Annotated in this window: 2 protein-coding genes; both read right to left on the reverse strand. The window is 38.3% G+C overall.

Features of this window, described 5'->3' with window-relative positions; translation table 11 throughout:
- Window positions 1-160 precede the first annotated feature (160 nt).
- Window positions 161-1,027, reverse strand: coding sequence for a DNA damage-inducible protein D (gene dinD, locus B3I52_RS03970; protein WP_293299036.1), 867 nt, complete (start codon window positions 1,025-1,027; stop codon window positions 161-163).
- Window positions 1,028-1,112: 85 nt separating this feature from the next.
- Window positions 1,113-1,352, reverse strand: a complete 240-nt coding sequence (locus B3I52_RS03975) for a helix-turn-helix transcriptional regulator (RefSeq protein ID WP_293299039.1) — start codon at window positions 1,350-1,352, stop codon at window positions 1,113-1,115.
- Window positions 1,353-2,679: the final 1,327 nt, after the last annotated feature.

A 2,679-nucleotide genomic window follows, 5' to 3' on the forward strand; every position in this document is an offset into this window, starting at 1 on the left:
TTTCCTAAATGCACAACAGGTATGTGTAATAAAACTACATAAATACAACCATATCTTGCTGGCTTTGTGTAGTTTTTGCTATTTCTTCAGCTACTTATTTTTTTCCTTATACCCCTCCGCAAACTCCTTCAATCTCTTAATCAGTTCAGGATTATTCAATTTAATTCCTTTTCTTTTTTACTGACGTGGCCTTTATCACTTTTGGCTTCTCCGCTTTTTCCAATTTTTTGATACTTTCTGCCGTAGGCAAATCTTCGGGCATGGTACCGCCCAATTCCTCAATTGTTTTTCTCACTGTTTTTCCTACTTCAAAATGCGTTTGGTTGGCAGCATGCTTTCCCTGTATTTGTTCACGCCTTAGTTTTTCTTCTGTTTGTGTAGCACGAAATAGATTAGCTGCTAATTCGGTACTGCCCATGTGGTCTAATATCTGCTGGCTTTTCTTTAAACCCTTTTTTGCATGTATCTTCTTGGCATCTAAACCCCCATACAGCCCCATATATCCGTGGTTTTGAAATATTGCATAATCAATACTTTCAATTACCCCCGCTTTTTTAGCTGCTGCGGCAAGCTGAATGTTGTGCTTTGCCAATTCATCCCTCAGAAACAGTCTTTTCTTATCCTCACTTTGAAGCTTATTATAAGCCTCCATTTGCTGTATTTCTTGCAAACGGGTTTGTACAGCAAAATAAGTTTGGCCTAATGCAACCACTTCTTTGCTTGGGTCTGCATTTTGTACTATTAAATAACAAGCATAACGCGATAGCTTTATACTTTCAACTTGCCGTTTGGCTGTTTTTGCTATGGGTATCATTTCGAGGATGTCCTCGAAATGATCAGAAATATCTTGTGCGCTGTTTTTGCAAGCTTCTTTTGCTCTCTCTACAACAGGAATAAAATGCCTATACTCAGAATAGTCTAATGTTTTGGCTAAAGTACGTGAAGTCCAATACTCATTCCCTGTTTCATCTATTTGCTTAATTTGTTCAAATAGGTTCGGTGTCTGTTTCGATAGTTCTTTAGCCATAAGTGTTTATCGTTTTATTTATCTATCTCAATTATCCTCTCCTCAAACTGCTTACTCTCGCTGTCGTTTTTATTCATTTAATTGGCTATTTCTTCTTGTCAAGCTCCTCAACCTTACTCTCACTCCAATCACTTTGATATAATAACTCTCTAATATCAATTTGCAAATGCTCCGCAATTGTATATAAATCTTCAAGAGAGGGTTGCCTATGGTTATTTGTCCATTTAGAAATTGTCTGCTCCGATTTATTCAAAAGCTTAGCTATTTCTCTATTGTAGATGTCTTTTTTTAGAAAAACTTCCGCTAAACGATTTATCTTCTTCATTTTATCGAAAAATAAATTCAAAAAGTTTAACGTTTAATGAGAAACTTTTTGTAATATTGTTTTATTAATTAGCGACAAAATAGAGCGGGGTGTAAGCCTTACTTTTTACGATGTCACTCATGAATGAAAACCGTCAAATTTTCCACATGGGTCTATCGTGAGTTCGCCTTTGCTATTGGATATTTATATCTTTGATATATTATTCAATACGGGCGGGCTCTGTGTTAGTCTTTTGTGGAACTCAAATCTTAGGTTTGAGCGGTTCTTGACGGTACCTCATTCAAAAGCAGCGGAGTTCGCCCGTATTGGTTTCTCACCAATTCGGTTTCCTTCTATTGCTTTACGGGTACACATCGTTTTACATAACCAAATTAACCGTTTATGAAAACGAACAAATTAAGCTCCGTACTATACCGCAACCTCAAGGAGGCTAGGTATGGCTTTTCCCAATCTATTATTATAAAGAACGTAATCTGTTCACCTACGTAGCGTTTGCCAGAAATTCCAAATAAAAAAGACCAATAAAAAAAATGGGAGGGTGCAGAGAGCGCCTTCGGTTCTTTAGCTTGGTTTATATTTTGTTTGGTTACCAGCCCTTATAGCTTACGGGCTAAAAGGTACAGCTACGTTGGTTTGTCGTAATTCTAAGGTAGGTATTTTTTCCAATAAAGCAAATAAGGTTTCCCCTAAAGGCGTGTAAAATACGCCTTCATGGGGCTGGTATGGTCTAAAAATATTTATTAACAACCCAAAAGAGTAGCAGGGCTAATGCAAAACAACTTGCAGATGCTTTTACTACTTGTCCCGATAAGTCGGGAAGCTCAGCATAACAAACAAAAGCGAAAGGAGGGCGGAAGATGGGGTAGTGCTAATGAACTTGGGGATATCTCCTCCCTACGGATCGTCGATATGACGGGCCTTGTGAAAGGAGGTATTTGGATAGTGTAAAGCAGCACTGGCATTGCTAAGCACGAAGGACGGCCTTATTGGATTCCGCAGTAGTAGTCAGCGAACCGATAGGAGAAACCTAGAGCTCATAGAGACAAATGTAAAAACAACAAAAAACACTCTATAAACTTATGTAGGAACGTGTATATAGCAGGTACAAGAAATTAGGCAGCCGTGCAATGGAAAGAGAGGAGGGGAGGCATTCTAATTTCGCCAATAAAGTTTTGCTAGGCTAGTATAAGGAAGGCAATACAGCCTAGATTTTTGCTTCTTTTCATCAATGGAAAAGAAGTAGGCCCAGCCGGCTAACTTGTGCCGATTTATCGGTAGAGGAGAAAAAGAAATAGAAACAAACGATATGAACCACAACCATTACCCA

The sequence above is a fragment of the Pedobacter sp. UBA4863 genome (genome assembly GCF_002399615.1).
Classification (GTDB): Bacteria; Bacteroidota; Bacteroidia; order Sphingobacteriales; family Sphingobacteriaceae; genus Pedobacter.